Genomic DNA, 25774 nt, shown 5'->3' on the forward strand with positions numbered 1-25774 from the left:
ATTTGCCGGCTTTTATGTTAACATATAAAAAACAGGAATAAAGAAAAAAACGATGACCATTAACAATTAAGCAAACAAACCATAATTCAAAAAAGCGTTTATTATTATGAACAAGAAACTAACAGAAGCACAATCACACCAACTTCCCCGTCAGTTCCTCTCCCATCTGTTTCTATCTGATATGGAGAAATCCGAGTACACAGTAAATGCATACGCAAAAAACACAGGAGTAAGTGTCCGTTCGCTTTATTATCTACAAAAAGGCAAACTTCTCTCCATGGCCAAGCTCTGCCAGTTGTTCTCTTCCCAACCAACGTTGCATATACTTACTTCCGAGAATCTTTGCTGGCTGATGAACAGAATTATTTGTGAAAGTCTACGCGAAGCAACGCGCTATCCTGTCCTGAGAGTCATTCCTATGGACAAGAAACACATTACCCTGGAGCATGATACCCTTTCCGAATTTATGAAATCCATGCGTGTAGATCATCTCCAGATATCCACTCGGGAAACCTACAAGCGTTTTGAATATTGCACCACCGCTCAACTTTCTTCTATTGAAAGAGGTTGCTATGGTATAGGTATTGGCCCCATCTGTAACCTATTCGACAACTATCACCGCAGCCTTCCCAAACTTCCCGATCAGGCTTGGGGTACTTTCGCAACCTTACTTTTACATTACATGTTTCCGCTGCTCAAAGATTATGCGGTTGAATTTGTAGGTTGGAAAAACGAAATGTAAAAGGGAAAGATAACAGCTGTGTAAAACTTTAAAGTTTATCACGTAAATCTTTTGTTTTTTACACGATAAACTTTAAAGTTTTACACAGTACATACCCGTATATTCTTCGACAGGCTCTTTAACCACAAAAAACATATTACTCTGTGATGCAGGTTAATGGGTTTTTATTATTTTTGCTTTTATTGTAAGAGCCTGTTTAAATTTTGCTCGTTCTTTTATTTAGTGCTGTTTTTAGGCTGTTTGTTTTCTTTTTAAGGTGAGAATAGCGGGCTATTTGAACCGCNAACCGCGAAAAGAGAAGAAACAGACAAAAAGAGCGCTAAAGAAAAAACGAAAGCAACATATAATAATTATTCTGTGGAAAATTTAAACAGGCTCTAAGTATCAATTAAACCTTTCATTCATCAAATAGTCTAATACATGGAGACTTTGTAAACTATTAAATTTTCAAATATGGAATCGACCGTAAAAGTTGGGCAATCTTCACCTGGCCATCCAGGATTTCCGTATCGGAATACCCTATCATCAATCAACGGCTGCAAAAAGAAATCCATCTACTGAAAATAAACCTCAGAGACGAGAATCAACAACCCAAATATGACCGTCCGCAACTGATGGCCCCTATTGACTTTGACTTCAAAGGAAAGAAAATATTACTTGTAGACGATAGAATCAAGACCGGATCTACCCATAATCCATAATTTAAAAAGATGGATCATAGCTTGAAAGCATTCATAACTCATAATTCATACTCATAATTTTAAAAGCCGTGGATAGAAGAGACTTCCTTAAAACAGTTGCCATAGCCGGAGCAGCTATGAGCATTCAGCGTGTAGGTGCGATGGACATACTCAGCCAGACGTTTGAATACAGTGGGGCATCTGGCCAACGGACAGGCGCTAAAGCTGGGTACAATGGATCTCGATAAACTGAACATCAAACGCATCAAGATGTAACTCTACTATGTTAAGGAAGCTACGTATTATTATCTCGGTAGTATTTTTTGCACTGATCACCTTCTTCTTTCTCGATTTTGCCGAAATACTGCCAAACCATTTAAAGAAGAAGAAAAGAAAGAAATAGATTTCGACGGCTTTGGTTTCTAGCGCCCCCATCATTAGGTATTTTAACGACTAAAAATCACCTATATTAGGTATTGGCTATACCTGATATAGGCTATACCTTTGCGCTCGAAAAACAAATCATAAAAAGACATGAAATTATTGAAATCACTATTCATTGCAGCATTCGCAGTATTAGCATTAACATCGTGTAGCGACGATGATGATAAAAAACAAGAAACCGGAACTACAAAAACCTATCTGTATGTTGACGCTACTTCATATACCGACTGGACTTATTTCTCATTCGACAAAGAAAATGTTGTAGAAGTTACCAAACCAGAAGATGATCTATCGTGGGATATTGCATTCCACCGCGGAGATATCAGACTAAATGGCGGAGAATCCGGCAAAGGTAAGGGAGCCGCTCAGAATATGAATACTACAAAATGGAATGAGGTTACAGAAGCTCCAACATCGGGATATGTAACAGATAAAGTAGGTAAAATAACTACTGCATTCACCGGAGACGGAATAACAGAAGGAGATGCTTCATTCTCACAAACGCTGGCCGGATGGTTGACTATTGATACCAGTAACCCTCCTCCTGTTTATACATATCACGATTGGATTTATGTGATCAAAACAGCTGCCGGAAAATATGTAAAAATTCAAATTACTGATTATAAGAATGCTAAAAATGCAGGAGCATACATCAGCTTCAAATATCAGTACAACGCAAGCGGAGCTACATCATTCGAATAATTGAATATATATATTTGTATTGAAAAGATTGCTATGAAGGGATTTCCTGAATGGCAATCTTTTTAATCATTAAATAGTAATCAACTATGACAAGAATTATATATCTAATACTTCTACTATCCATATCCATTTCCATATCTGCCAAAGACTACACCATACAGGGAAAAGTGGTAGATCAAAAAGATAAAACCGGACTGTCGAATATTAACGTAGGCATTCAGGGAACAAACAAGGGAACACTAACCAACAGAAACGGAGAATTCTCTTTATCAGGCGTTGCCGGTGAAGAATGTATATTAGCCGTATATGCCATCGGCTATGAAACCGTATTACAAACATTAAAACCAGGCAACAACACCGGCAAACTAACCATTGTACTGGAAGAAAAACCTTATGAGTTGGAACAGGTAGTGGTTACGGCAACCCGTAGTGAACGCGTTCTGAAAGATGTACCGATTGCCACACAGGTTATCTCCAGGAAGACACTTGAGAAAATGCAAATCTCCAACTTCCGCGATGTACTGGAATATGAGATGCCGGGTGTTGAGTTCACCAATAACGGAGGATACGCTAATATCAACATGCTGGGCTTCGGCGGGAAGTATGTACTCTTCCTGGTTGACGGTGAACGGATGGCGGGTGAGTCTTTCGATAACATCGACTATAACCGCATCAATATGGATAATATAGAGAGAATGGAAATTGTAAAAGGCGCATCTTCCTCCCTATATGGTTCCAATGCAGTAGGTGGAGTGGTTAACATTATCACTAAAAAGCCAGATCGCCCCTTGCAAATACAGGCTAGCGGACGGTATGGAAGCCACGGAGAACAAAATGCCAGTCTGCTGGTTAGCTCATTGCAAAAATGGGGAAGCATGAGTCTGTCGGGATCATACAAAACCCAAGACCCATACACACTAAAAGACCGGGAAGCGCTGACCCAGAAATATGAAAACGGTACCATCGTAGAACAGGCATTATCCGAAACCAACATTGCCGGATACGAAGATTATAACATTACTCCCAAAGTTACTTTTACCCCGAACGATAAACTGGAAATTGAACTCAAAGGAGGATATTTCTTCAAAGAACGGAATCCGGGAGGAAGAGACGGCGAGAAAGTACGCGACCGCTTCTATGATTACACAGGAGGAGTAAAAGCAAACTACGAGATCTCTAAGAATCAGCACGTATCTCTTAGTGGTAATTATGACAGGTATGACAAATACGATTATTACCGATTGCTGAAAGAAAAAGAGAAAAACTATGAGAATTCGCAAATTCGTGTCAGCGGACTATACGACCTGATGATCGGAGGAAAACACTCCATAGTGGCAGGAGCAGAATATCTGTCGGACGACCTGATGACGTATATGTTCGAAAAAGAAGGTGAAAGCGATCAACGCGATGCTTATACCTATTCTGTCTTTACACAACAGGAATGGGTACTACACAAGAAAGTAACGATGGTTACCGGATTGAGATACGACTACCATTCGCGTTTCAAAGGACACTTAACCCCGCGCCTTTCTTTCATGTATCGCCCCAATAAAATTCTTACCTTGCGCGGAGGATATTCAGGAGGCTTTCGCTCTCCTACCCTGAAAGAGTTGTACACCGACTGGTTTCATCCATACGGAGGAGGTTTCCAGATTATCGGTAATAGCGATATGAAAGCCGAAACAAGCAACAACTTCACCGTATCCGGCGAAGTAGCATTGGGCAAAACACTGATTACCGGTATGGCTCAATACTCTATTATTGACGAGAAGATCAATAGCGTATGGCTGAACAATGATACGATTCAATATGTGAACCAGGGCAATGCAAAAATATTCAGCTCCGAAGTAACAGTATCACACCGCTTTGGCAAGGATGTTATGGTGAGAGGAACTTATGCGTATGTTCACGATAATCATAAGAAACGCTCGACTACCCGTCCGCATACAGCTACTTTCCGTGTAGACTATACAACCAATTTCCTGAAGAAATATAATCCGACAATGAGTTTCAGCGGTAAATACTTCTCCGGAATGGATGTTTACGGCACGGGAGACATCACCGAAATAGACAATACAACAGGGATGAGCAAAACGGAAACGGAAGAATATGTCGTAAAATACGATGGATATTCAATTTGGAGATTAACTTTGCAAGTTCCATTGCCTTACAACCTATCGGTTAATGGCGGAATAAATAATTTATTCGATTATAAGCCCAAATTCTCGAGCTTTTATTCGAGTATATCATCGGGAAGAACGTATTACGTAGGATTAACATGGAGACTGAAATAAAGAAAAAGAAAAAAACATCGCGAAAGATGAAAAAATGGCATAAATGGGTGGGACTGATCTTCACGTTCTTCTTGTTTATGTTCGCCACATCCGGCATATTCCTGAATCATCGCAGAGCCATATCTTCTGTAGACGTATCCCGCTCTATCCTTCCATCGGCGTATCAATACGAAAACTGGAACAATGGTGCCGTAAAAGGTTCTTTCAAGTTAAGCCCGGACTCGATACTATTATACGGAGGCAGCGGGATATGGCTGACCGACTCTGTTCATAGTTCATTTGCTGCCTACACAACAGGTATCAAAGAAGGAACGGACAACCGGATTGTAAACAACATACTTGCCACATCAGAAAACAGGATATTTGCAGTCACTACGTTCGGGCTTTATGAGTTAAACAAAGATACGAACGAATGGAAGTCTCTCTCCCATCTGATTGATAGCCGGGAACGGTTTACGGATATCGCTTTAGCAAAAGATGGAACAATGGTGCTTATGACCCGTTCGCATATCTACACGGCAAACGAACCATATACGCACTTTGATCAAAAGGAATTGAGCACCCCCGATGATTATAAGAAAGAAGTTTCTGTATTCAAAACAATGTGGACACTGCATAGCGGTGAGCTATTTGGTATGACAGGCAAGATTATTGTCGATCTGCTGGGAGTGGTGGCCATTGTATTATGTATAACAGGACTCATTCTTACTTTTTGCCCCAAGATTATCAAACGGAAGAAACGTGGAGGTAAAAACACGAAAACAGATGTTTCCATATTTAAGGGATCGCTAAAGTGGCACAATAAGCTGGGGGCTATTACGATTATACTTTTGCTTATCGTTTGTATATCGGGGATGTTTCTACGCCCACCATTGTTGATAGCTATCATACGTGGTAAAACCAAGCCGGTTCCGGGATCAACCCTTGATAGCAAAAACCCCTGGTTTGATAAGCTGCGTTGTTTGCGGTATGATGCTTTTAGCAAAGATTGGATCTTATACTCATCAGATGGTTTCTATAAGCTGGAAACACTGGACTCTACCCCACAGAAAATACGGAAGGCTCCTATGACAAGCGTTATGGGAATTACGGTATTCGAGCAGCAGGATTCGGTAAACTGGGTTGTTGGTTCTTTTAGCGGAATTTATTCATGGAATAAGGAAAGCGGCGAAAGCCTGAACTACTATACCGGAAAGCCTGTAGAACCAAGACGGCCAGGTCCACCAACCGTAACTCATGCCGTAAGTGGCTTCTCGAATGATTTCACAGGTAAAAGAATCGTATTTGAATATGGGCCGGGAGCACAAGTCCTGGAAGAAGATAAACAATTTGCCGATATGCCGGCAAGTATAAAAGCAGGACGGATGTCGCTCTGGCATTTATGCCTTGAAATACATGTAGGACGTATCTATGCGCCTATACTTGGCGTTATAACCGATATGTTTGTATTCCTATCGGGGGTGTTATTCCTGATTATACTGATTACAGGATACATTGTTTATAGAAGACACCATAGGAGGAGTTGAGAGTTGAAAGTTGACAGTTGATAGTTGATAGTTGACAGTTACGATGCCGCATGGTAACTGTCAACTATCAACTGTCAACTGTCAACTGATTACGTCAACTGATCATAAAGTGCAATCTATTCTGTAGATTCACCTCAGCTATTCCCCCATCCACATCAAGATACAATATACTCATATCAGGATATAGCTTTTTCAATCGCTTCTCAATACCCTTAGCGACAATATGATTGGCGATACAGCCGAATGGTTGTACACAAACCACTCTGTTGATACCTCGACGGGCATAACAAGCTACTTCGGCAGCGATCATCCACCCTTCTCCGAACTGATTAGTCAAATCCAGTACCTCAGAAGCATATTCCGCTTTTGTGTAGATAGATTCGGCCGGTTGATGGAAACGATAATGCTCCATCACATGCTCTACAACAGTCATCCGCTTATTGATATACTTCCAGAAGACAGAACGAAGATACTTACCCCATACAGTCACTTTATCTATGCCGTTGGCAGCGTTCACTTCCGCATTTACAAAATATTGCATAAGGAAATCAATAATAGGAGGACAATCTACTTCCATATTCCGTGAACGAAGCCAATCGGTAATATATGCCTGCCCGTAATTGTTATATTTCAAGAAAATCTCACCGACAAGCCCTATCCTGTGATATTCACGATCAGCGATGGATATCTGGTTAAAGTCGGCAACTGCTTGTTCCAATACTTTAACCAATCGCTTATAATCATTGGCACGTATGGCTTCAATGCCTCTTTCTACATAGAAGTCGAACATTTCTTTAGCCTCGCCTTTTTTATTCTCACGAACAACGGTGGTACTATACATCTGTTGCAATGCATCGGCATACAATACAGCATAGATACCGATATTCAGAATCTTCCTCATAGGCACTTTAAAAGCCTTTTGCTCATTCTGAATGGCCTGTGAGCCTACCGCCAATACCGGAACATGAGCGAATCCTGCATTCTGCAATCCGGATTTTATCTGGGCAATATAGTTGGTTGCCCGGCACTGTCCACCGGTTTGGGTAATAGCTACAACAATATCATCCAGATCGTATTTACCGGATTTCAAGGTACTGATAATATCACCCAAAATCAGTGTTGAAGGGTAGCATACCTCATTATTGCCGTATTTCAATCCTTCTTCTACCGATATTTTGGAAGTCTTAGGCATATTCACAATTTTATAACCTGCCAACTCGCCGATGGCCGGAATAAAAGGAGAAAAGAAATCGGCAAACCAGGGAGCCAGAATTGTTTTCTGACGATCTTCTTTTTTATAAGTGGTTTTATAGCCCTCAAATGGTTTCGGTTTATCAGTGGACTTCCCTCCCATTGCTTTCAACGATTCGATTAGGGAACGCAAACGAAGACGAATAGATCCCGGACTGGCGATCTCATCAATTCGCAAAATAGTATTATTCTTGCCGGCATGTTTCAAAACATCCGTGGTTTCATCCATAAAGAATGAATCCGGACCGCAACCGAAAGAATTCAACTGGATAAGCTGAATGTGCTGAGGAAGCTTGGCAACTTCCATAGCTGCCTGAACTACACGGTTAGGATATGACCACTGCGAGACAATATTCAATTTTCCAAATCCTGAACTTTCCGAGATACGGAATACGTCGTCGGTAAAAACATCAATTCCCAGGTCGGACAGTATCTGCCCCACCTTTTGATGGATTAACGGATCGGTATGGTAAGGACGGCCTGCTACAACAAAAGCATGCTTACCACTCTTTATATTTTCATTCAGAAGCGCTTTTTGTTCATTGGCAATACGCACCTCGGTGGCTTTCTTTTCTTTCAAAGCAGCCTTAAAAGCAGTTGTAAACAGAGATGGGGATACACCCAGAGAAAGACAATATTTGCTACATGCCTTTTCCAAAGATTTATGATCACTAAAGAGGATTACAGGCTTATCAAAGGCAATACCGTACTTCCCTTCAGGGTCAATGGAGCTTCGGATCACTTCGGGATATCCACTAACCACCGGGCAGTTGAATGAATTGGTTGAACAACCAAACTCCTTCTCTTCTTTCGGAATGATAGGATAGAATATACGATCAACCTTTTGTTCGATCAATGACAGGATATGTCCATGTACAAGTTTGGCCGGGAAGCAGATATTTTCGGACATCACGCTACCTACTCCACTTTGATATAAGGTGAAGTTTGACTCCGGAGAAAGTACAACATTAAATCCACAACCGGTAAACAAGGTATGCCAGAAGGGATAATTCTCGAACATATTAAGTACACGAGGGATACCAATAGTTATGCCTCCTTGATGTACCGTAGCCGTGCGGCTAAACAATATCTCATTCTTCTTCTCAAAAGCATTGATTCCTTTTTTCTGCTCAGTACTCTTGCTAAAGAATACCTTTTCGCATTTATTTCCGGCATAGCTCACATTGCCATTCTCAAAGCTAAAACGCAATACGGTACACTTATTGGTACATCCTTTACATTGTAACTCTTTGGTTGCGATACCAGCCATTTCGGGTAGAGCGACCTGTCCGGTAAAAGAAGTTTCTTTACCGGTTTGTTTCCACATTTGCTGTGCGTATAAAGCTGCACCAAATGCACCCATAAGTTCCGGATGATCAGTAGAGCTAACCGTCTTACCGGATAGCAACTCCAAAGCCCGGTATACGGCATCATTGCGGAATGTACCACCTTGTACTACAATATGATCGCCCAACGCATTTAAGTTGGATATCTTTAAGACTTTAAACAAACAGTTCTTCACAACAGAATAGGCCAGTCCCGCAGCAATATCTCCCAAAGAAGCACTCTCGCGTAGAGCCTGCTTTACCTTAGAATTCATAAATACCGTACAACGGGAACCCAGATCGCTAGGATATTTTGCCAGGCATGCCGCCTTAGAGAAGGTAGGCAGATCAACATTCATGGTCGAAGCAAAATTCTGTAAGAATGAACCACATCCGGATGAACAGGCCTCGTTTAACTCAATATTAGAGATCAGGCCATGACGGGTGAAAATAGACTTCATATCTTGCCCGCCAATATCTAACACAAACGAAACTTCGGGGTCAACATATTTAGCACCCGATAAATGGGCCATAGTTTCAACGATACCATAATCCAGGTTTAAGGCCGATTTTACCAGATCTTCGCCATAACCGGTTACAGCAGAGGATACGAAACGGAAAGAAAATCCCTCGGTCTTCGCTCTATCATAAAATTGTTGCAAGCCTTCAATGACTTTCTTTAACGGATTGCCTTCATTACTATCATAGAAAGTATAAACAACCCGGTTTTCTTCATCTGTTATCAGGATCTTTGTAGTTGTCGAACCGGAATCAATACCGAGAAAACAGTTCAAAGAATCTCCTGCCTGGACTATCCGGGTTTCCAGCTTTTTGATCTTACGCTCTTTTTTCCATTGCTCGTATGCTTCCATATCGTGAAAGAGTTCGGGCAATGTTTCTTTCTGCACTTTACCTGTTGTTCCAAGTAATTGAATCAACTGATTCAGGTCATGAGTCGTTTCTTCCTGGGTGCTTAATAAAGCACATCCCCAAGCTGGGAAGTATTCGCCATAATCGGGAACAATCATTTCTGTTCCGGCAATTCCTATCAACTCCCTGAAAGCTTCTCTTAATGCAGGTATGAAAGTCAACGGACCACCCACACATAATACTTTAGGTTCAACATCGTAACCTCTGGCCAGCGACGTTATACTTTGTAAAGCAACCGTATGCAGGATAGATGCAGCAATATCGGAAACCGGAACATTCCGGCAAATCAGGTTCTGGACATCGGTTTTAGCAAATACGCCGCAACGGGAAGCTACGGGATAGATCTTTTCAAAACTCAACGCTTTACTCCCCAACTCCTCGATAGGAATATTCATCAAATCGGCCATCTGGTCAATAAAAGCCCCTGTCCCACCGGCACAACTACCATTCATGCGAATATCAGGCTGCTTTCCGGGATGAAAGAATACCATTTTTGCATCTTCACCACCCAAGTCGATCATGGTACGAACATCGGGATAGTATGTATTTACCACTTCAACAGAAGCTACGATTTCCTGAACGAAAGGAATATGGATACGCTCGGCAATTCCCATACCCGCAGAACCTGTGATATGGATCGCAAACTGTGATTGCGGAAATTGTTGTATAAGTGTATTTAATTGAGATGCTAAAATATTATTTATATCGGCTTTATGACGTGTATAGGCTTTGTAGACAACCTTTTTATCGTCATCTAATGCAATTACTTTAAGTGTAGTGGACCCTACGTCAATACCTATTCTATATATCTGATTTCCAGTTTTCATATCATTTTTTCTTGCCGCCTCAAGGTTTAAGGGCGGAAATAACAAATTCTTTTACGTACTTTTTATGATCATCCAACATTTCATTATATTCACTTTGTGTCTTATCTGCTACTTTGGTAGCCATTCGTCCAAAAATAAATGGGAAAACACATAGCGAAAGAACATTCAAAATCAAATCCAAAGGAGGTATAGACCGGATAGTACCTTTTTGTACTTCTTTCTCTACTCGTTCGGATAATGCATAATAAATCTGCAAAGGCTCATGGCGTAATACTCTCTCAGTCAAACGCTCCGGGTTCTGGTTAATCTCATTTAAAACAAATATAGGAATCTGGGGATACTCCATCAGGGTTTCATAATATGAATCTATCCAGTGCCCTATCACATCAAAAAATGATTTGTCCGAACTGACAGCCGTAAATATGCGCTTAATCAGTACATTTAATGCCTCATCGAATATAATTTCAAAGAGATTATATTTAGAATGGTAATAGTAATTCACCATTGCTACATTGGTACCCGAAGCCGTAGCAATATCGCGTATACTCGTACTATTATAACCATTATGGATAAAAAGATCACGAGCAACCAATAAAATACGCTCCTTTACATCAGGATTTGTTACTTCTTTAAACATTCGTTTTAAACAGTTGTTTAATACAAAGTAAGGCATTATTTTATTAGCAGCAAAATTTCTTAAGCTAATTTCATTTAAAGATAGGATAACTACAGAACCAATTCCTGGAATAATCTCTGTAATGTTCCCTCGGGGTCGGGAGTAAATCCGGGATGAGCCTGGGATGTTTGGATAGAGGCACTACGGGTAGCCGTAAGCCATCGGAAACGTTCGGGTAGATCCAACAATGCAATAGATCCTGCATCGGGATGACCACTGCATACCTGATCAAATACATGTAAATGGTTACGCAAGGACTCTATATCCAACTCCGTAGAAAAGAGTCTCAGCTTATTTTCATCAAGATGATATATACATTTCAAGTACTTGCATCTCTTTGAAAACAGGATGACGCCTACATTAATAAACTCCTCACGCTCAACACGAGGAAGAACACGAATTACAGCATACTCATACAAGTGATTCTCGGGCATGTTGGGCTTCATTTACGAATATTTCAGAATGGTTGATCCTTTCTTTAAAGAATTGAATATATACATCACGCTTCTGCTGGGGAGTTTCATCATTACCATCCCATTGCAGCCAATCATCCGGTATGGTTTGGATAATATCAACAACCTTATCCATAGTAAGGAGTTCTTTCAACTCTTTATCAACAGTTTTCAGTTGAGTAGCCTGGGGGAGCAATACATGGGTTTTGATCTGTGGGAACGGGCTCAAAGCAGACTTCTCCCAATTTGTCCAGGAGTGATGAAAATACAGAGATGCTCCATGATCGATGAGCCACAATTCTTTGTGCCAGATCAGCATATTGGTGTTCTTAGCCGTACGGTCAACATTAGTCAACAAAGCATCCAGCCAAACAATACAGGAAGCAGTATATGAATCAACTGTATTCACCACAGGATCAAATGTCAGAGCACCGGACAAAAAGTGCAAACCCATATTTAATCCCCGACTCCATTTCAATAAGTCCCGAACTTCTTCATCTCCTTCTATACGTCCGAAAGCTTCATCCAGATTCAGAAAAACAATCTCCGGGACTCTCAATTTAAGTATTCGGGCAATTTCACCACCAATAAATTCAGATATCAGGGCTTTTGTTCCATGCCCTGCTCCACGGAACTTTACAACATACTTAAATCCGTCATCAGCTTCTGCCAATCCAGGTAAAGAACCCCCTTCACGAAGAGGCATGATATACCTTGTTATATTTTCAGTACGAATATCCATCATTTTTCCTTTCGCGACAAGGTGCCGCTACCAAGTTCCTATGCAGACCTGGTAACGGCACCTTGCCGCAGAACTTGGTGTTCTTTTATTATAAATTATCTATTAATCAATTCTTCAATAAGTTCGAGTACAACTGCACCCGGATTATCCGAAGCGTCCAGCTTTTGACGGACGATTTCCATTTGTTCGTCAGATAGAGAAAGAGGATGATCACTACGGTCTGCCATTAAAGATATCTCTTTCATCATTTGCAACATGATGAAATCCGATTGAGCCACACGTACAAAAGTACAAGATGGAATAGCAGGTACCTGAAACTCTTTTTTTTCACCCTTCCATGTACGAACTACAGTTTTAAAAGGCATATAGCATTCCAAACCTGCAATATCAAGAAGGCTTTTCACATTATTATCATTTCGATATGCTACGTGAGCAATAAACCACTTATATTTTTCTTTTTCCGACATCACTTCTTTTCCTTTTTCCAACCTTTAACCAAGTCTTTCACAAACAAAATCCAACCGACACTAGCAACGCCTGCCAAAAAGACGAAACCTATAAGAATCATTATTTTATTGGGCTTTGCCGGACGCAAAGGTACTGTTGCAGGTTGTACCACCGTATATACCGGAGTAATTTCCTGTACTTTTACTTTTGCCATTTGCAATTGTTGGGCTACCTGATTATAAACGTTATATGCTAATGCCATCTCATTTTGCAAGCGTTCCCGTTCCGTCAATATGCTTTGACGAGTAACTCCTTGGTTACCATCTACATATTCTGCATATTTTTGCTGAATACTAAAATATTCTTCTTCGGCTTCCTTATAAAGTTTTTCCGTAAAAGCTAAATCATGTCTTGCTTTGTTGGTACGATAATCTGTTATATAGTTCTGTAGTTTAACCATTACAGTATCGGTCAGTGCAGCAGAAATCAATGCATCCTGCATCGTTACAGCAATTGTCGTCACTCCGGTTTTCTTATCAACAGAAACAGAAATACGCTTCTCCAATGCGCCTGCTATAGCTGCCTCATCACGAGTCAACATAAACGGATTTAAAGCGCCATCACCTTCTACCTCCTCATCGTCGTCCTTAAATAAAGACAATCCCCAACCAAGAACTCTAAAGGGTGCCGAGATGATATAACTCCACCACGGAGAACGTTGATGTTCATCCAGATAAGTATAAAGAGTAGTTTTACGTTTACCTTTTATATCTTCTACCTGTACATCAAAAAGCTCTGTTAAAAAAGGCGTCGAACTCACAATATCCGGATAAAGTTCCGGAGAGAGTGCATCTTCACCGGAAGAGCCACCTATATTAATACCTGCCATAGCAGCAAGGGCACCCATACTACCTGAACCAGATTTTCCGCCGGACTCCGGTGCTAACGTTACATTCGTTGTATATTCACGAGGTATGCTGAAAGCAACAATAATACCAATAACTGCTGCTATACCACACCACTTAAATACTAATTTACGTTCAGCCCAGACTTTTTGGGCAAGCTCTATCAGATCGATTTCCTGTTCCTCCGGCTGTTGCTGAGGTAATGTATTCTGTATTTTCTCTTCACTCATAGCCAATTACTTAAGAACATTAATCAATGATGCGATCACAGCTGCCATTGAAGCTACAGAAGTTCCAATACCTAGCGCCTCACCAGTAGACATTCTAGTCTTCGGATCTTTACTTGGAATAACAATCTCACATCCCGGCTGGACAGCTTTCGAATTATGTTTCTTCAATCGGGCTACCGTACCATTCATATATACAACATATGCCTTACTCTTCTTGGCAAGGGTTGAATATCCACCAGCCTGATTCAAATAGTATTTAAAACTTTCGCCATTTTTATATGATACTGTATTAGGATACATCACCGCACCATTAATTTTCACTGTATTCTCAAATTCAGGTACGATAAGTAAATCCCCCTCACGCAATACTAAGTTAAAGTCTGAATTCGGATTAGTCAATGCCTTTTCCAAATCAATACCAACGGGATATGTTGTTGCCAAATCCATGTTTCTCATTGAAACGGAGTCATTAGAAGCTTTTGCCATACGAAGTGCATCTTCTTTACGACGAATTTCCTCTTCAGACATTTTACGTATTAAACGTGCTCCATTAATAAATGCGTCATTAGTCAAGCCACCGGCTCTATTTATCAGATCAGTCAAGCGCTCATTCTTCTTTGATAGCGCATATGTACCATTAAATAATACCTCTCCTATTACCCGTACATTCTGTTGTCTGTAGTATGCAGGACTCTTACGTATATACACTTCATCAAATGGTTCCAAATAAAATTCACCATTTCCACCTATCACGTAACCATCTTTAAAATCAAAGGAATATGTAGTACCAACTATATTGGTAGATTCTTCACTTCTGGGGTTTTTAGTACGGCGGGCTACGTCAATATGAACGGTAGACGCAGATTCCAATAAGCCACCTGCCTGGATTATTAAATCCTCAATAGTCATATTACTGGCATAAATATAAGTACCCGGAGAAGCCACCTGACCATGAATAACAAGGAAACGCTGTTCTTCCAGATCATGTATGCTTGGAATAAATAAGATATCATTTTTCTGAAGTGGAACATCAGCAGTAGTACCATTCAACATACCTTTCAGATCGATAGGAATAATCTCCAAAGTAAGGTCTTCTTTTTCACGTTGCAATTGTACACGATTAAGGAAAGCATCACCACGTAGGCCCTCTGCTTTTTTAATCAGTTGTTTCACTGTGTTTACACCTCCACTGATTTGGTATAATCCACTGCGATACACAGCACCCCTTATTTCCACCATATTTTCAAAACGATCGAGTACTGTTTCTACACTCAATACGTCTTCGTCAAATAGCTTAAATGTAGCAAAGTCAAGTTCATCTACATTATAAATCTGTTTTTCACGGCCACTTAACCGGATGAGACGTATATTATCCGTATAAGCATCGCCGGTAAAACCACCGGCATATTTTATCAAGTCGGAAATTGTTTCGCCTTTCTTCATTTCATAGAACATTGGGCGACGTACTTTACCTGTAAGGCTTACTAAAGTTTCATAAGGTGGTACAAGGATAACATCATCTTCCATCAAACGTATATCGTCGCTGGTCTTACCACGCATAATATAATCATAGACATCAATATCTGCAATTTTATTTCCATTGCGAATCACCTGGATATTACGCATACCACCAATAGGGCTGATACCACCAGCACTATATAAAGCATGAAATACAGAAGAAAAAGAAGAGAGCGTATATGTGCCTGGAACAGCAACTTCGCCCATTATATTAACCCTGATCGTACGAATTTGTCCTAAAGTGAGTTTTAGTTGGGACGAATCTTCCAATAATCCGGCATAAATCTTACCCAATTCACGACGTATATACTTTGTGGCTTCATTTACAGTCATACCACTTAAATATACCGGCCCTACATTGGTGATAAGTATGCTTCCATCCGGTGAAATCGTTTCACGGATTGTATTTTCAGATGTTCCCCAAATATCAATGATAACTTCATCACCCGGTCCTAAACGATAACCGGAAGGAGTAGCAATATTAGAGTTTGGTTCGAAAGACAGATTCCGGCTGGTAAACATGTCACGACCAAAAATCTGGCGACCTCCCCCAGTAGCGGCAGGAGTACTCGGGTAGCCTCCTTCAAGATTCTCACTTACATTTCCTGTCAAAGCACGCTGCCTTGCACTTCTTGTAGGAGTTTCGGTTTCTTCAGTTGCAGAGTCACGCATTCGTTGCTGACTGTCGGTTTCCCCTTGCTGCGTATTGAAGTCGACCGTACCCTCTCCATTCTCATACTTTATTTTTATTCGCATAAGTTGTTCTTTCGTAACCCCTTTTCTGAACAACTCGGTAGTCATCTGCGATTGAGTCTTACCTTGACTCTGGGCTGTCTTTAAATATTGAATAACCTGATCATCAGACATCTGCTGAGCCATTGCCACGCCTGACAAGATAAAAACCAAAATAAAGAGTGTAATAATTCTGTGCATAAAAGTATTCTGTCTTCAATGTTTAATTATCAAATCGTGCACAAAGGTAATATTTATATTTAAAATTATACATTTATTTCATTTTTAAGTTCAAAAAACAACATATATCTAAATAATCCCGTAATTTTGTAGACGATCATTCTTCTAAAGCCTATGGCCCATTTACACGATTTTATTGGTGATTTAGCGATCATTCTTATTACGGCAGGCATTGCCACTTTACTCTTTAAATGGCTTAAACAGCCGGTTGTTCTGGGATATATTTTAGCTGGTTTCATTGCAGGACCTCATATTACCTGGTTACCTACTGTAACTGATATGGGCAATGTAGAAATATGGGCTGAGATTGGGGTCATATTTTTACTTTTCGCCTTGGGCCTGGAATTCAGTTTCAAGCGATTAATAGCCGTAGGAGGAACAGCAACGGTTGCCACTTTAATTAACCTGGGTTCCATGATTATTATAGGCTATCTGGTTGGGAGATTTCTGAATTGGTCTAATATGGATAGCTTATTTTTGGGTGGTATGCTTTCTATGTCTTCTACGACTATCATTATTAAAGCATTCAATGATATGGGATTGCAAAAACAACGCTTTGCCGGTATTGTATTTGGAATGCTGATTGTAGAAGATTTGGCCGCTATTCTTATGATGGTATTGTTGTCGACTATCGCTGTAAGTAGCGATATAGAAGGTACAACCGTTTTGAATAATGTTTTCCGGCTGGGATTTTTTGTCCTGATCTGGTTTATTGTAGGTATATACCTGATTCCATCTCTATTCAAAATACTAAAAAAATACCTGAATGACGAAACGCTACTTATTGTAGCCGTTGGATTATGTCTTGGCATGGTGCTTTTTGCTACGCATGTTGGCTTCTCGGCTGCGCTTGGTGCTTTTATTATGGGTTCTATTCTGGCAGAAACGATTATTGTAAAGCGTATAGAACATTTAATTGAGCCTATAAAAAACCTATTCGGAGCTGTCTTTTTCGTTTCGGTAGGTATGATGCTTGATCCCACAATCATTGTGGAATATGCAGGATTGATCGGTATTTTGGTTCTGGTCGTTCTTATTGGTCGTATCTTCTTCGCTACCATCGGAGTATTAGCATCCGGAGAAGGATTAAAGGTTGCTTTACAGGCAGGATTCAGCCTGGCGCAAATCGGTGAATTTTCCTTCATTATCGCCACATTAGGAACAAGCCTTGGGGTAATCAGCAGTACATTGTATCCTATCATTGTTGCTGTTTCTATTATAACTACATTTACAACACCATATTGTATCAAACTTTCAACGCCGTTATATCGTTTTATCGAAAAACGAATTCCGGTGAAATGGAATAAGCTTATTACCGGATATGCAGCATCTAGTTTTAAAACTGTGAATAAACAAAATGACTGGAATAAGTTACTTAAAAGTATATTGAAATTAACGGCGGCTTATTTTACAACCTCACTGGCGGTAGTTTATCTCTGCGAACAATACGCTACACCATTCATTACCAGCTATATCCCTGGAATCTGGGGGAAAATAATTGCAGCTGTTATAGCTTTAGTACTTATGGCGCCATTTTTACGGGCTATAGTTATGAAAAAGAACCGGTCTACTGAGTTCAAAAACTTATGGAGTGACAATCGGTTCAATAAAGGAGCTCTTATCTCGCTGATAGCATTTCGCGTCGGAATATGTATGTTGCTTGTATTAATGGTATTGATTCCCCTCTTTCCGCGTTTAACTGTATTAATGGTTATTATCGGGCTAATTGTGATTACGCTGATCATCTTTTCGCAAGGATTCAAAGCACAATCCCGTAAAATGGAAGCCCGCTTTCTCGAGAACTTGAATTACAAACAAATCATGGAAGAAAAGAAAGCAGCTATATCTACAGTTGTTACTCATCAACTTAAATCCAAAGAGATTCATATTGAAGAGATAGAGATATCCCCTACTTCACCTAAAATCGGAAAAACATTACGGGAATTAAATTTCCGTGCCAGAACCCGGGTGAATATTGTTACGATATTGCGGGGAAGCAAGAAAATCAATATACCTGATGCGAATGAAAGATTATATCCATACGATAGAGTTGTATTAGCCGGTGCAGATGAAGACATTCAAAAGTTAATCCAATCCATAGAAGAAAGAAAAAGAAATAAGAAAGATAATACGAGCGATATTGATACAGCCGAGCATCACGTAAGTTTATCCCAGTATGTAATTGATGAGGAATCGCCTCTGATTGGAAGAACCATAGCACAGCTCTCCATGCAAGAGAAAACTGAATGTATGATTATTTGTATAGATAGAGATGATCAGTCACTAATCAACTTCCCCGCAGACTTTACGCTAAAGAATGGTGATACATTGCTTTTGGCAGGAGAAAAGGAAAAGTTGAATATGTTTAAAGAGAATATGCACGTTTAAAGAGAATATAAGAACAGAAAAATATATCTATCATGGAACAGCCCACTTTAAATTCTCACAACAAACAAGAGTACCCACCCATGCACACAGCAGAACATATATTAAACCAAACCATGGTTCGTATGTTTGGTTGTGAGCGTTCAAAGAACAGTCACATAGAAAGGAAGAAAAAAATTACTATTGTACATTTTTAAAAAACAACTAATAATTAGAATTATACGATGGAAACTAAAATGAATCCCCATAATAAAATGGAATATCCACCAATGCATACAACAGAGCATATCTTAAATCAAACGATGATACAGATATTTGGTTGCGAAAGGTCTAAGAATAGCCATATAGAAAGGAGAAAAAGCAAATGTGACTATATTTTAACAACTGCTCCGACTCCAGAACAGATGCAAATTGTAGAAGATAAAGTAAATGAAATAATAAGGCAGAATTTGCCCATAACAGTATCCTATACAAATATAAATGAAGTGCCTGAATGCATAGATTTGAGCAAATTACCTCAGGATGTTAGCCAAACTCTTCGGTTGGTTTCAGTCGGAAATTATGATATTTGTGCTTGCATAGGTGAACATATAAATAACACTTCTGAAATCGGCATTTTTAAAATCATCAGTTATAATTTCGAAGATTGCAAATTAAGAGTAAGATTCAAGCTTGTTTAAAGATCTTGAAATAGCATAAAAGAGAGCCAGTAATATTTCTACTACTGGTTTTCTTTAGTTTTACAGCTTTGCCGATAAAATCCCTCTAATAATCTCCAAATAATTACTTGTTGTTACTTTTCGTATCTTTTCTACCTCTACTGGAGTGAAACTTTCTAATTTCTGGAATGCTCCTTCCAGTCCTACCGATGAATCATTTGTTTCATCAATAAACCATTCAATCAATGGTCTACTTTTCAAAAAAGCATCAGGAAATCCTACAGACCTAGCTGTTTTAATGAACCTTCTTCCACGCTCAACATCACCAGTAGGTAAAACAGAGACACCTTCTTCCATTGATTTTGCTAAAACCACTTTAGTAAGTTTATCTCCAAAGGTTGTTATTAGACTGATTGTACTTAGAGGATAACCTTTTCCAGCGGATGTTAAATTCAAATCCGCCAAATCTTTAGCATATTGTAATAGTTCACTTGTTGGATTACACAAAGCTGCCCCTGTAATGTAATCACCACCATCCCAAGTTACAGAAACAATGTTGCATTCAGAAATCTGCTTTTTTATACTGATGCTTTTAGGGTTAGGAGAATACATAATAAGTATGTCATTAGGTGCAACATGTGATCCATTCTTTGCATCCAGTTCTTTCAACAATAAATATGCTGCATACCTATGTTGTCCTTCAATAATTACCAAATACTCCTCTATTTTTTCTTTAGGAATAGATTCTCCTGTTCTTGCATCAACCAATTCCAAACCTTCTTCCAACGCAACTGTTGCATCCACTACCATAATAGGCATTAACTGTCCATACAACTTGATTGATTCTGCTTTTTGTTTCAGATTCTTTGAGTTAACACCTCTGTTACCTTTTACAAAAGCTACTTTTTTACCTGTTTGTTCTAGAAAGAGAATTTCTTTTTGTTTCATAATTATTTTTTTATGCTGCAACGCAGCGGTTAATAATGCTGCAAAGTAAAGCATAAAAAATGAAAAACAAAAAACACAAACAATTGATATACAATAAATTACACAACCTCTGGTTATGGTAAAAATGTTTCTATTGTTCTACCCTAAACAACAATAGAAGGCTTATAGTTTATATGTAAAAAAGGCAAAATGTTAATTGCGAAAGCATTTTTTTATAATTTGAGAACAAATCCGAGATAAAACTTTAACTCGCATTAACCTGAGTATATGATATTATAATGTCTGTCTACATCACTTTCACTATAACTACTTATGGTATTGGCTAAGACTTTGCCAGCTTTACTCCAGTCCATAAAAGATTCATTATTGGACAATCCTGATATATAAAATAACCTAGCAATTAAACTATTCTTTCCTAACACGAATGTTTCTTTTCCTATAGCTTTACCCGTAGGATAGTTTTTCGGGAGTAATTCATCAAATGTATTTTTAAATAGCCAAAGCATAGCAGTATTGGATAGTTTGGTTGCACCAGCAGTAAGTGGACTATTTGCCATAATACTACCATATTCTATTTCCTTTATTTTATCAGCTATTGAAATTCCTAAATACCTTAGGACATTTACATTATCTATAGTAAACTTAGTTACATTATTAATGGAAATAGAAACCTTCATATCATTATATGATCCATTTCCACCACAATTTTGAGCAATAAGCCCAACTAGTATTTGTAATTGCTCTTTCTCGCTTAACCCTATTGCATAGGAATTGTTTTTGGTAGTTAGCACATAATCTTTTATAAATAGAAGCAAATACCAGAATTTACTTTTATTATAACTAAGCTTTTCAAGTGTTCTTTTTATCCAAACATCATTTTCGTATTTGCTCTTAAAGCTAGTATCTATTTTACTCTCCAATTCTATTTCCCTTATGACTTCTCCATTTTCATTCCGTTCTTTTTTAATAGGATAATATCTTAACGCAAAAGTTCTTGGAGCTAGAGATGATAATAGATACGCTTCTCCATCTTCATCAAAATCTATATTTGGACAAATTTTATCACATAATTCCACTATATATTCTAATAATGGTTCTTCCAGATATTCATCATAATTATCATGTTTGGGTAGTTCGGGTAATTCTTGCATCATATTATTATATTTAATAACTCAATCCCCAAAGATAAATGAAAACAAGTTCCTTTAATGCTTCCTTCTCTATATATTCTCGGTAAAATAGCCTCATGTACCGGTTTGGGAGCTTTATGATAACCTAAGCTTTAAATTTCAAGCTTTTTATTGTCTTGTTTGTTTACTCCGGGTTAATTAAGTATCTTTGTACTAGCAATTTAAAAAGAAACAATTCAAATAAATCGGTAATATAATCCCCCGCTTTTTACGCAAAGCCGATAATTCTCCATTATATTAAATACATTTTAGATCAATAAAGAGATACTTCTTGCCATCTGTGGGCAAGGAGTGTTTTTTATTTTAAAGTGGCTTTAAGTCTATGCCAGAATATTCAACAACTTAAATCTTAAATAACATGCTCACATTTAATGAAATTAGACAGCTGGCAGCACGAACAGGAATTGCAGATAACAAAGTATCAATCGGAGTCTGGATTAAAATTCAAGGCTACAAAAAGGTCAGAAAACAAATCAATGGAATTAGAAGAATATACTATGTTTTAAATAAGTAACTCCATTATAGATTAACTTAAACACGGGAATAAGGGTACACATGCAAACATGCTAATTTTGAATAAATATGGTCTCATGCATATTTTCTTCTTAAGAAGGCTATTTAGTTTACTCTTTAAATGGTGTTAAGTCATGTATTTAAAACATCAAATGCTTATTTTTCCCTGTTTTACTCCAGCAGATAAAATATAGATGAAAAATAAACTTTTTATATACGAATATCCGATTCAATTTTGAAACAGATGTAATCAATGTCAGATTTTTTAGCAATAGATATCTCTATAACAAGATAATTCAGGTTTGTGGAAAAGTGGCAGTGGCTGTTTGTGGAAATCTAATGGAGCTATACACTACCTATTATATACACTACCTAATATAGCTCGCCACCTTTCCCTACGGAAAACTGTCAATCAAACAATGATTTTTAATATGATACTGCACAAACCTACAAAGAAACTATTTAAGAATAGGAAAGAAGCCAAATCTTACTTTGGTGTTTCTTATTATCATAAGATGGAGAAAGAAAATACAGATTTATTATTTATAAATAGTAATCACATGGCTACTAATGGATTCAACAAAGAGGAACTACACGGTAATAACAAAACAGATAAGTGACTATAACGGAGGTAACAATAATAACACAGATGTTTATGTTTACACCTATATTAAACTGTGCTCTGATTATAAAACGGGCGTCAGCCATATAAGAGAATGTAAGATTAGTGAAAATACAGATATACCAGAAGATACAGTTAGTAATATTATCTGTAGGCTAAAACAATTTCCTTCTCTGTTTGAAGTAAAAACAACTAGGATTAGTGGGAATAAGAATATTAATACATATCATTTTGATGTAAATCCTGAGAATTACTATTTTATTGATAACCGATATTTCTATTTAAAATTAGATACAGATACTAATACTGAAATTAAAATTAAAGGTTTTTTATTGCTTTTAAAAAGTATATGCTTAAACGGTACAAATCTGATTTTAACAGAGGGAGGAAAGAATGGAAAACCGAACATTAGTAAGATTGCTGATAGATTACATCAAGACAGAAGTAATGTAAAGAAATTATTAGAACATTGTATCGAATTCCAATTGATAGAAGAAATCTCAAATGGATATTATATATTGAATGATTGTTTTCTACTTACTGTAAAAGATTCTAAAGAGAATGAAATTTATAATACTATATACGAGTACTGCTTAAGTAAAGGAGTGATTCCACCTAAGAGAGATTTAAAAGCTATTAAAGTTATTAAGCTTAGGTATCGTATTTCCGATAAAGAACTCGCTAGTATACCAGAAGAAACGAAGAACAAGAAACAGTTAACTGAAACTTATTCTCTATTCTATAACCTAAATCTTAGATGTAGTAATCTACCAACATACGTCCAAATGAACTATTTTACAGAAGCTCTACTCAATAGGACAGTAAAGAAGAAAACTAAAATAGAACACGATCTTACTTTTTAATTCTATAACTCCAGAAAACTCCATTCTGGAGTTTTCCAATTAATAAGGGTTTATGCATAGATGTCTTACAAATCCGAAAATATCTGACATTGCATTAAAACAAGTTCTACGCTACAATTCGAAAAATAGGAAAATCTAACTTAAATCCGAAAAAGCTCTCATTAAGATGCTTTATAATATCATAACGAAATACCAGAGGCATTATGTGTAAATATGGTTGCAAATCTAAACTTAATTCGCTGTTATTGATGAATCGTAATAATTGGTTCAATTTCATCAACCTTATTTTTATTTGACTGAAGCCTGTCAAATGCAATATAAACAGCAAATGAAGCCAGAATAGTATCATTAATTACAGGTAAGTCGGTAAAACTATCAGCAACATATTTCCAAATGAGAAGGACGAAGTATAATATAAAAATGAAATATCTAAGAAGTTCTGGGAAATAATAATTCTCTACTGTGTATTTACCTGTTTTAATTTTTTTCTTAAAAGTTGATTGTAATGAAGGAATGATACTTGTTGTTGTCAAACAAGAAAATAAAGGTAATTTGCTATCCCAGAAATCAGTTAAATTAAAAGAGTCTCCATTGTATGCATAATAAATTTTAAATATCCAATAACATGCTATTCCAATAGTCCATGGAAATGCAATAAGTAAATAGGTAATATTACATGATATTTTAGCCAGAATCTTTATTTCTTCATTATCGTGCATATATATGATGTTGCATTTTACTACTCTTTTAGCAATTATACTGATAATGAAAAGTGTAAATAATATAGTAATTGAAACTAGTGCAGCTAGTATATTATATGGCTTAGGAATGACAAAAAATAAAATAAAGAGTATTGAGGCTGCAATAATAAGTAAAGTTATTAAGGGAATTCTGAATAATAATCCTTTTTTCATAAACTACAGTTTAGCAAAGTGTAAATGAATCGTGCTATACATTCTTTAAACTTTTATTTGTTTCAGTGTAAAATTCTCCAACACAATATTCAGGAGTGTTTAACTCATTCAATATGTGTGATGTCGTATAAATCAATTGAAAATTAGATGGGGGAGCATTCTTTTCTACTATGTCAACTAGGATTCGTTGGAAGTTATGTGCTCTAGCGGGTTCTATTCCTTTATCTTCCATATTATCACAAAAAATAAATCTAGGAAATCTCATTTTAGCAATTCGCAGTGATGCTAGAAAAATAGCATATCTTGCAGACGTTTTCAAATAAAAGTTGGAACTAGAAGAATATCGTTCATTTCTATCTGTAATGAAGGCTATGTTATTTCTATAGTCAATATTAAATTCGTCAGCCTTGAAGAATTCCTCTTGTCTTTCTAAATCTTGTTGTAATAAGCTTAGGCCAAATTTTTCTATTATCTCATCAATGCTTTGTCTTTCTTTATTTTGCTGCTTAATCAAGTGAGTTATTAAATAAGTTATTTGTTCTTTTTCTTCATTGAGACTTTGTTCTTTTTCAGATAAACTTTGAAAGATTTCAGCATTCTCTAGCATTGTTCTAAATTGAAGAATCTCTCCTTCACAACGTCCTTTATCAACGAGCAATTGAGATATTTTTTCATTAGTTATAGATTTAATATCCTTCAAGTTGGTGTTAACTTGTTTTTGTACTTGAAATAAATTAATCTTTTCAACTTCAAATGCAGCCTTTAATTCAATCAGCCTTTTTTCTTTAACTAAAAGTAAGTTAGACGATTCTTTTATTTGGAATCGTATTTCCTGTTCAATTTTTCTAGCTTGTGTTATACCATAGCTTTCATCTATGTTCTGTTTACATAGGCCGCACTTTTGTTTATTATCAAGTTTCAGTAGTGTCCGGAGAAATCCCCGAAACGATTAATTAAACATTTAAATATCAATGATTTATAGCGGTTTTATTTTTTTTCGATTTGAATTTATAGTTT

Annotated in this window: 19 protein-coding genes and 3 pseudogenes; 11 read left to right on the forward strand and 11 right to left on the reverse strand. The window is 37.6% G+C overall.

The window, feature by feature from the left end:
• The first annotated feature begins 106 nt into the window (after nt 1-106).
• The 7 genes and pseudogenes from D0T87_RS15190 to D0T87_RS15225 all read left to right on the forward strand — a co-directional run bounded on the left by D0T87_RS15190 (nt 107) and on the right by D0T87_RS15225 (nt 6388).
• Entirely contained in the window at nt 107-742 is a 636-nt protein-coding gene (locus tag D0T87_RS15190) for a hypothetical protein (RefSeq protein WP_163175991.1), read from the forward strand.
• Nucleotides 743-1263: 521 nt separating this feature from the next.
• A pseudogene (locus tag D0T87_RS24645) lies at nt 1264-1431 on the forward strand (phosphoribosyltransferase); the annotation flags it as partial.
• Between the two features lie 80 nt (nt 1432-1511).
• A pseudogene (locus D0T87_RS24895) lies at nt 1512-1568 on the forward strand (twin-arginine translocation signal domain-containing protein); the annotation flags it as partial.
• Nucleotides 1569-1605: 37 nt separating this feature from the next.
• Nucleotides 1606-1698 (forward strand): annotated as a pseudogene (locus D0T87_RS15205) (tat (twin-arginine translocation) pathway signal sequence); the annotation flags it as partial.
• A gap of 258 nt (nt 1699-1956) precedes the next feature.
• The gene (locus D0T87_RS15215; protein ID WP_163175993.1) at nt 1957-2568 is read left to right on the forward strand and encodes an HmuY family protein; all 612 of its coding nucleotides are present in this window, start codon (nt 1957-1959) and stop codon (nt 2566-2568) included.
• Nucleotides 2569-2654: 86 nt separating this feature from the next.
• Nucleotides 2655-4862, forward strand: a complete 2208-nt coding sequence (locus tag D0T87_RS15220; RefSeq protein ID WP_163175994.1) for a TonB-dependent receptor — start codon at nt 2655-2657, stop codon at nt 4860-4862.
• A gap of 26 nt (nt 4863-4888) precedes the next feature.
• Complete coding sequence (locus D0T87_RS15225; RefSeq protein ID WP_163175995.1) at nt 4889-6388, forward strand: PepSY-associated TM helix domain-containing protein; 1500 nt, start codon at nt 4889-4891, stop codon at nt 6386-6388.
• Nucleotides 6389-6482: 94 nt separating this feature from the next.
• Here D0T87_RS15225 and D0T87_RS15230 read toward each other — a convergent pair whose 3' ends face one another.
• The 7 genes from D0T87_RS15230 to D0T87_RS15260 form a co-directional block, all read right to left on the reverse strand.
• Complete coding sequence (locus D0T87_RS15230) at nt 6483-10721, reverse strand: acyl-CoA dehydratase activase-related protein (protein ID WP_163175996.1); 4239 nt, start codon at nt 10719-10721, stop codon at nt 6483-6485.
• 19 nt (nt 10722-10740) lie between these two features.
• Nucleotides 10741-11358, reverse strand: coding sequence for a TetR/AcrR family transcriptional regulator (locus D0T87_RS15235; RefSeq protein WP_163175997.1), 618 nt, complete (start codon nt 11356-11358; stop codon nt 10741-10743).
• A gap of 89 nt (nt 11359-11447) precedes the next feature.
• Nucleotides 11448-11831, reverse strand: a complete 384-nt coding sequence (locus D0T87_RS15240; protein WP_163176016.1) for a DUF3037 domain-containing protein — start codon at nt 11829-11831, stop codon at nt 11448-11450.
• The gene (locus D0T87_RS15245; RefSeq protein ID WP_163176017.1) at nt 11809-12591 is read right to left on the reverse strand and encodes a HipA family kinase; all 783 of its coding nucleotides are present in this window, start codon (nt 12589-12591) and stop codon (nt 11809-11811) included. Before D0T87_RS15245 ends, D0T87_RS15240 begins: the two co-directional genes overlap by 23 nt.
• Before the next feature lie 95 nt (nt 12592-12686).
• Nucleotides 12687-13079: a UpxY family transcription antiterminator gene (locus D0T87_RS15250; protein WP_163175998.1), complete on the reverse strand. Its 393-nt coding sequence runs from the start codon at nt 13077-13079 to the stop codon at nt 12687-12689.
• Nucleotides 13058-14173: a Wzz/FepE/Etk N-terminal domain-containing protein gene (locus D0T87_RS15255; RefSeq protein ID WP_163175999.1), complete on the reverse strand. Its 1116-nt coding sequence runs from the start codon at nt 14171-14173 to the stop codon at nt 13058-13060. The genes D0T87_RS15250 and D0T87_RS15255 overlap by 22 nt, the downstream gene beginning before the upstream one ends.
• A gap of 6 nt (nt 14174-14179) precedes the next feature.
• Nucleotides 14180-16624 carry an SLBB domain-containing protein gene (locus D0T87_RS15260; protein WP_163176000.1) on the reverse strand — a complete coding sequence of 815 codons (2445 nt, stop codon included), beginning with the start codon at nt 16622-16624 and terminating at the stop codon, nt 14180-14182.
• 153 nt (nt 16625-16777) lie between these two features.
• Here D0T87_RS15260 and D0T87_RS15265 point away from each other — a divergent pair, with 153 nt between their 5' ends.
• Nucleotides 16778-19051: a cation:proton antiporter gene (locus D0T87_RS15265; protein ID WP_163176001.1), complete on the forward strand. Its 2274-nt coding sequence runs from the start codon at nt 16778-16780 to the stop codon at nt 19049-19051.
• A 221-nt stretch (nt 19052-19272) separates the two neighbouring features.
• On the forward strand, nt 19273-19728 hold the full coding sequence (locus D0T87_RS15270; RefSeq protein ID WP_163176002.1) for a hypothetical protein: 456 nt from the start codon (nt 19273-19275) through the stop codon (nt 19726-19728).
• Between the two features lie 60 nt (nt 19729-19788).
• On the opposite strand, the gene D0T87_RS15275 is transcribed toward D0T87_RS15270, so the two are convergent.
• Both D0T87_RS15275 and D0T87_RS15280 read right to left on the reverse strand, forming a co-directional pair.
• Nucleotides 19789-20655, reverse strand: coding sequence for a ParB/Srx family N-terminal domain-containing protein (locus D0T87_RS15275; RefSeq protein ID WP_163176003.1), 867 nt, complete (start codon nt 20653-20655; stop codon nt 19789-19791).
• 254 nt (nt 20656-20909) lie between these two features.
• A complete protein-coding gene (locus D0T87_RS15280; RefSeq protein ID WP_163176004.1) occupies nt 20910-21809 on the reverse strand; it encodes a hypothetical protein in 900 nt (299 codons plus the stop codon).
• Between the two features lie 980 nt (nt 21810-22789).
• Between D0T87_RS15280 and D0T87_RS15285 the strand changes: the two genes are divergently transcribed.
• Both D0T87_RS15285 and D0T87_RS15290 read left to right on the forward strand, forming a co-directional pair.
• Nucleotides 22790-22978 (forward strand): hypothetical protein, encoded by a 189-nt coding sequence (locus D0T87_RS15285; RefSeq protein ID WP_163176005.1) that lies wholly within the window; start codon nt 22790-22792, stop codon nt 22976-22978.
• Nucleotides 22929-23843 (forward strand): hypothetical protein, encoded by a 915-nt coding sequence (locus D0T87_RS15290; protein ID WP_163176006.1) that lies wholly within the window; start codon nt 22929-22931, stop codon nt 23841-23843. Before D0T87_RS15285 ends, D0T87_RS15290 begins: the two co-directional genes overlap by 50 nt.
• Before the next feature lie 242 nt (nt 23844-24085).
• Here D0T87_RS15290 and D0T87_RS15295 read toward each other — a convergent pair whose 3' ends face one another.
• Entirely contained in the window at nt 24086-24757 is a 672-nt protein-coding gene (locus D0T87_RS15295) for a hypothetical protein (protein ID WP_163176007.1), read from the reverse strand.
• A gap of 34 nt (nt 24758-24791) precedes the next feature.
• A complete protein-coding gene (locus D0T87_RS15300; RefSeq protein WP_203558698.1) occupies nt 24792-25457 on the reverse strand; it encodes a hypothetical protein in 666 nt (221 codons plus the stop codon).
• Nucleotides 25458-25774: the final 317 nt, after the last annotated feature.

Origin of the sequence: Bacteroides sp. 51, from assembly GCF_010500965.1 — a bacterium.
Classification (GTDB): domain Bacteria; phylum Bacteroidota; class Bacteroidia; order Bacteroidales; family Bacteroidaceae; genus Bacteroides.

Excerpts from the sequence above, each read along its gene's own strand:
- D0T87_RS15245 (WP_163176017.1), bottom strand. The coding sequence starts at position 12,591 with ATGGATATTCGTACTGAAAATATAACAAGGTATATCATGCCTCTTCGT.
- D0T87_RS15275 (WP_163176003.1), bottom strand. The coding sequence starts at position 20,655 with ATGAAACAAAAAGAAATTCTCTTTCTAGAACAAACAGGTAAAAAAGTA.
- D0T87_RS15235 (WP_163175997.1), bottom strand. The coding sequence starts at position 11,358 with ATGTTTAAAGAAGTAACAAATCCTGATGTAAAGGAGCGTATTTTATTG.
- D0T87_RS15295 (WP_163176007.1), bottom strand. The coding sequence starts at position 24,757 with ATGAAAAAAGGATTATTATTCAGAATTCCCTTAATAACTTTACTTATT.
- D0T87_RS15240 (WP_163176016.1), bottom strand. The coding sequence starts at position 11,831 with ATGCCCGAGAATCACTTGTATGAGTATGCTGTAATTCGTGTTCTTCCT.
- D0T87_RS15280 (WP_163176004.1), bottom strand. The coding sequence starts at position 21,809 with ATGATGCAAGAATTACCCGAACTACCCAAACATGATAATTATGATGAA.
- D0T87_RS15190 (WP_163175991.1), top strand. The coding sequence starts at position 107 with ATGAACAAGAAACTAACAGAAGCACAATCACACCAACTTCCCCGTCAG.
- D0T87_RS15265 (WP_163176001.1), top strand. The coding sequence starts at position 16,778 with ATGGCCCATTTACACGATTTTATTGGTGATTTAGCGATCATTCTTATT.
- D0T87_RS15260 (WP_163176000.1), bottom strand. The coding sequence starts at position 16,624 with ATGCACAGAATTATTACACTCTTTATTTTGGTTTTTATCTTGTCAGGC.
- D0T87_RS15285 (WP_163176005.1), top strand. The coding sequence starts at position 22,790 with ATGATACTGCACAAACCTACAAAGAAACTATTTAAGAATAGGAAAGAA.
- D0T87_RS15230 (WP_163175996.1), bottom strand. The coding sequence starts at position 10,721 with ATGAAAACTGGAAATCAGATATATAGAATAGGTATTGACGTAGGGTCC.
- D0T87_RS15270 (WP_163176002.1), top strand. The coding sequence starts at position 19,273 with ATGGAAACTAAAATGAATCCCCATAATAAAATGGAATATCCACCAATG.
- D0T87_RS15290 (WP_163176006.1), top strand. The coding sequence starts at position 22,929 with ATGGATTCAACAAAGAGGAACTACACGGTAATAACAAAACAGATAAGT.
- D0T87_RS15225 (WP_163175995.1), top strand. The coding sequence starts at position 4,889 with ATGAAAAAATGGCATAAATGGGTGGGACTGATCTTCACGTTCTTCTTG.
- D0T87_RS15215 (WP_163175993.1), top strand. The coding sequence starts at position 1,957 with ATGAAATTATTGAAATCACTATTCATTGCAGCATTCGCAGTATTAGCA.
- D0T87_RS15255 (WP_163175999.1), bottom strand. The coding sequence starts at position 14,173 with ATGAGTGAAGAGAAAATACAGAATACATTACCTCAGCAACAGCCGGAG.
- D0T87_RS15220 (WP_163175994.1), top strand. The coding sequence starts at position 2,655 with ATGACAAGAATTATATATCTAATACTTCTACTATCCATATCCATTTCC.